This window comes from Rhizorhabdus sp., assembly GCF_018006725.1.
Classification (GTDB): Bacteria; Pseudomonadota; Alphaproteobacteria; order Sphingomonadales; family Sphingomonadaceae; genus Rhizorhabdus.
In genome coordinates, this window is record NZ_JAGMXV010000322.1 from 1 (window position 1) to 4,547 (window position 4,547).

The window sequence follows — 4,547 nt, forward strand, 5'->3', positions numbered from 1 at the left end:
CGCCTCGCCTGGTCGGTCTTCAGGCCACCATATTCCTTGCGCCAGCGATAGTATGTCTGCTCGCTGACTGCGATCCGGCGGCACGCCTCTGCTGTCGAGGCTCCCTGCGCCAGAACAATCTCAACTTCACGCAGCTTGCCGATAATTTCTTCCGGCTTGTGCTTCTTGCTCGGCATTCATCGTCCCTTTCGTGGTCCAAACTATCATAGTCTCTGGGCCACTCAGCGGGGGGCAGATCATGCTTTGGGTGTCAAATTCATGATCAGCATATATAACGAATAATAGACCAGTCGTCTATATGGCTATGGCGTCACCACCTACGCGGGCTCATCGGCATAGCCAATGGGAGGCATACATGAGCAACGTCGGGCGGCTCGCCGACAATATCGGCAACTTCAGCGCTGGCCGGCGCGGAGCGCCCCTGCGTGGCGCAGCGATGCTTCAAGGCATCGTGGTCTGCGGGATATGCGGACACCGCATGGGTCTTCACTCACTCTGCCCATAAGAAGACCCCCGTCTATCACTGCATCGATAGCGAGCAGAGCGGGCACTGCCAGAATGTGCGCAAACCAGGTTGATGCAGAGGTCGAGCGGCTGTTGATCGAAGCTCTGCAACCCGATCGCATCGACCTTGCGCTTGCGGCTCATGAACAGATGAACGGCGAAAACCGGCTCCTGGAACGTCAATGGGCGCTGAATCGGGAGAAGGCGCATTACGAAGCGGAGCGTGCACGCCGACAATATGATGCCGTGGAGTCGGAAAAGCGGCTCGTCGCACGTTCGCTGGAAACGTTGTGGGAAGAGAAAATACGCGAAGCCGACGCGTCGAACAGGATTACGCGCGGTGGCATGTCGAGCAGGTTAACGCCCTGGCCGCCGCCGCGCGAACGCGTATCCTGACCATTGCCGACCCTGTTGCCCGCGTTCTCGAAGCGGGCTGGCATCGACGAACGCAAAGAGATGATGCGGCTCGTGATCGACAGCGTGACGGTCGACAAGAGCCGTGCGCAAGGCCGTATCTGGTTCGCGATCCTGTGGCAGACCGGCGCGCGAACAGAGCATGTGATCATCCGCAATACCGCCAACTATGACGATCTGGCTCACTTCGCACGCATCGAGGAGATGGTGCGAACGCTCAATGCTGTGGGATCACTCGACCGTCAGATCGCGGACGCCCTGACAGCCGAGGGCATCATGAGAAGATCGGCGCTCTGATCTATGCCAACCTCTTCGACAACGAGGGCGAAGACACCTTCTCGCTGATCTGGTCCCGCCCCAACGGCAGGCGCGCCGACTAAGACCCCACGCAAGACCCCGCCACAAGGTCGGGGCCTTGGTCCGTCATGCCTTCACTGTCCGGAGCCGCAGCGAATTGCCGATGACGCTGACGGACGACAGCGCCATCGCGGCAGCAGCGATGATCGGCGACAGCAGCAGCCCAAACGTGGGATAGAGCGCACCGGCCGCAATCGGTACGCCTGCCGCATTGTAGATGAACGCGAAGGCGAGGTTCTGGCGGATGTTGGCCATCGTCGCCTGCGACAGGCGTCGCGCGCGGACAATGCCGGTGAGATCGCCCTTGAGCAGCGTCACGCCCGCACTTTCGATCGCAACGTCGGTCCCCGATCCCATGGCGATACCAACATCGGCGGCGGCAAGCGCCGGCGCGTCATTTACGCCGTCACCCGCCATCGCCACCACCTTGCCCTGCGCCTTCAGGCGCTCGACGACCGCGGCTTTCTGGTCCGGCAGCACATCGGCCTCGACCTCATCGATGCCGAGCTTTCTCGCAACGGCTTCGGCTGTGGTGCGATTGTCACCGGTCAGCATGACGATGCGGATGCCTTCCGCATGCAGGGCCTTCAGTGCCTCAGGCGTGGTCGCCTTGATCGTGTCGGCGATGGCGAAGATGCCGCCGATGGCTTTATCGATGCCGATATAGATGGCGGTTGCGCCGTCGCGGCGTAGCTCATCGGCCTGTGCCGCGAGCGGCGCTGTATCAACCCCATGTTCGGCGAGGAAGGTGGTGCTGCCGAGCACCACATGCCGGCCCTCGACACGACCGATCGCCCCCTTGCCGGTCGGCGAGTCGAAGTCGGCGACATCGGGGATGGTGATCTTTCGCTCGTCGGCAGCCGCCACGATCGCCCGCGCAAGCGGATGCTCGGACGCCTTCTCCACGCCGGCTGCAAGCCGCAGGATGGTCTCCTCGACAAATCGCGGGGCCACGACGATCCGGGTAACGGCCGGTTTGCCTTCGGTAAGCGTCCCGGTTTTGTCGACCACCAGAGTATCGATCTTCTCCATCCGCTCGAGCGCCTCCGCGTTCTTGATCAGAACGCCGGCGGCCGCCCCCTTGCCGATACCCACCATGATCGACATCGGCGTCGCGAGCCCGAGCGCGCAGGGGCAGGCAATGATCAGCACGGAAACGGCCGCGATCAGGCCATGCGCCAGCCGCGGCTCCGGCCCCCATACACCCCAGGCCGCGAAGGCGAGCAGCGCGACGGCGATGACGACCGGCACGAACCAGCCCGACACCTGATCAGCCATGCGCTGGATCGGCGCGCGCGAGCGCTGGGCATCCGCGACCATCTGGACGATGCGGGCGAGCATGGTGTCGCGCCCGACTTTTTCAGCCCGGATGACGAGCGCGCCGGTCTGGTTCAGCGTACCTCCTACGACCGCTTCGCCGACTACACGCGTCACCGGCATGGATTCTCCGGTCACCATCGATTCATCGATCGATGAGCGACCCTGCTCGACCACGCCGTCAACCGGCACGGTTTCACCGGGCCGGACCCTGAGCCGATCACCGATGACGACGGCTTCGACAGGAATATCCTCTTCAGCATTGTTCCGCCCGATCCGCCGGGCGGTTTTCGGCGCGAGATTGAGAAGCGCGCGGATTGCGCCGGAGGTCTGCTCCCGGGCGCGCAGTTCCATGACCTGACCGAGCAGCACCAGCACGGTGATCACGGCCGCGGCCTCATAGTAGACCGCGACCGTGCCATCGGCGCCTCGGAAAGCCTGCGGGTAGAGCTGCGGCGCGAATGTCGCGACGATGCTGTAGCCCCAGGCGACCCCGGTGCCCATCGCGATCAGCGTGAACATGTTGAGGCTGCGGTTGACGATCGACGCCCAGCCACGTTCGAAGAACGGCCATCCGGCCCACAGGACCACCGGCGTCGCCAGCGCGAACTGGATCCAGATCGAGATGCGCATCGGCACCAAATGGTGCAGCGCCGGGATCAGGTGACCGCCCATCTCCAGCAGGAACACGGGCAAGGCGAGCACGAGGCCGATCCAGAAGCGTCGGGTCATATCGGCGAGTTCGGGGCTTGGTCCGGCATCCGCCGCCGCGATCAGCGGCTCCAGCGCCATGCCGCAGATCGGGCAACTACCCGGCGCATCCCGGCGGATTTCCGGATGCATCGGGCATGTCCAGATCGTCCCTTCCGTTGCGGTTGCCGTTACTGCCGCAACGTGGTGATGCTCATGGGTATCAGGTCCATGCGTGTGGCTATGGTGGGAATGATCGCCATGGGCGGCAGCACCCTCATGGTGATGTGCAGCATGCGCTGCCAGTGCCGCATAATGCACGGGGTCGGCGTCGAACTTCGCCTTGCAGCCGGCCGAGCAGAAGACGTAGCGCTCGCCTTCATACTCAGCATTGTGAGCGGTCCTGGCGGGATCGACCACCATGCCGCAGACCGGATCATGGTCGACGTGACCGGACGGCGTTTCGCCGTCCGGCTCATGATGGTGATGATGGCCGTGCGCCCCAGTCACCTCGGCGGCGCGTTCGCTCTTCTGATCGTCGTCGGCCATTCATCACCTTTCACACGCCGCGCGTGCCTTCCGGTCTTTGTTCACTCCTCGATCAGATGGAACTCTTCGAGCAGCTTGGCGATCTCTGTGCCTTCGAGCTTCTTCATCAGCAGCTTGCGCAGGAAGGCCGGTCCGGGAAGATCGATGCCCTTGCCGTCCCGCAGCGGACCGATCGCAGCAAGAAGTGTACGAATATCATAGGTCGAGTTGAAGACCTCCGGCACGCCGCGCTCGACATTCATCAGCGTGTAGACGGCCTCCATCGGGGTTCTCACCGAATATTCCGTGGTGAAGATGCAGTCCCGCTGCTTCGATTCCGCGAACTGGCCGATGAAGGCGAAGTTGACCGCGCCCTCCGGCACCACGTCCGGCCGGTCACCCGCCTGGCGCGGCATGAAGAAGGCGGTAATATAGGGCATCATCGTGGGAACGGTGCTGGCGCCGGATGCCGCGAGTTCGGGAATGTCCTCGACCGGCACGCCGAGGTGATAGAGCCATTCCTGGGTGATCTCCTCACCGGTGCATTCCTGCATCGGCTTCTTCACGAAGTCGCCGGGGCAATCGACAAAGAGCGCGTAGAACCAGGCGATCATCTGATCTTTGGGCTGCTTCTTGAAATGCGGCTGGCGATGAACCGTCCAGCTCAGCAGCCACGCCGAGTCCTTCACCGTGACGATACCGGCGGAGACGATCTTGCCGGTAAAGGGGTTCCGCTT

Annotated in this window: 5 protein-coding genes and 1 pseudogene; 3 read left to right on the forward strand and 3 right to left on the reverse strand. The window is 63.0% G+C overall.

Features of this window, described 5'->3' with window-relative positions:
* Window positions 1–176 (reverse strand): transposase (locus tag KAY22_RS25020; RefSeq protein WP_146147683.1); only part of this gene is annotated, 176 nt, incomplete at its 3' end.
* 421 nt (window positions 177–597) lie between these two features.
* Between KAY22_RS25020 and KAY22_RS25025 the strand changes: the two genes are divergently transcribed.
* The 3 genes and pseudogenes from KAY22_RS25025 to KAY22_RS28015 form a co-directional block, all read left to right on the forward strand.
* Entirely contained in the window at window positions 598–900 is a 303-nt protein-coding gene (locus KAY22_RS25025) for a hypothetical protein (RefSeq protein WP_133085112.1), read from the forward strand.
* 60 nt (window positions 901–960) lie between these two features.
* Complete coding sequence (locus tag KAY22_RS25030) at window positions 961–1,215, forward strand: hypothetical protein (protein WP_004207027.1); 255 nt, start codon at window positions 961–963, stop codon at window positions 1,213–1,215.
* A pseudogene (locus KAY22_RS28015) lies at window positions 1,209–1,298 on the forward strand (DUF736 domain-containing protein); the annotation flags it as partial. The gene KAY22_RS25030 and the pseudogene KAY22_RS28015, both read left to right, overlap by 7 nt.
* 43 nt (window positions 1,299–1,341) lie before the next feature.
* Here the strand turns inward: KAY22_RS28015 and KAY22_RS25035 are convergent.
* Window positions 1,342–3,831 carry a heavy metal translocating P-type ATPase gene (locus tag KAY22_RS25035; RefSeq protein ID WP_017503236.1) on the reverse strand — a complete coding sequence of 830 codons (2,490 nt, stop codon included), beginning with the start codon at window positions 3,829–3,831 and terminating at the stop codon, window positions 1,342–1,344.
* Between the two features lie 41 nt (window positions 3,832–3,872).
* Window positions 3,873–4,547: oleate hydratase (locus KAY22_RS25040; protein ID WP_296625835.1), on the reverse strand; the 675-nt coding region annotated here is incomplete at its 5' end.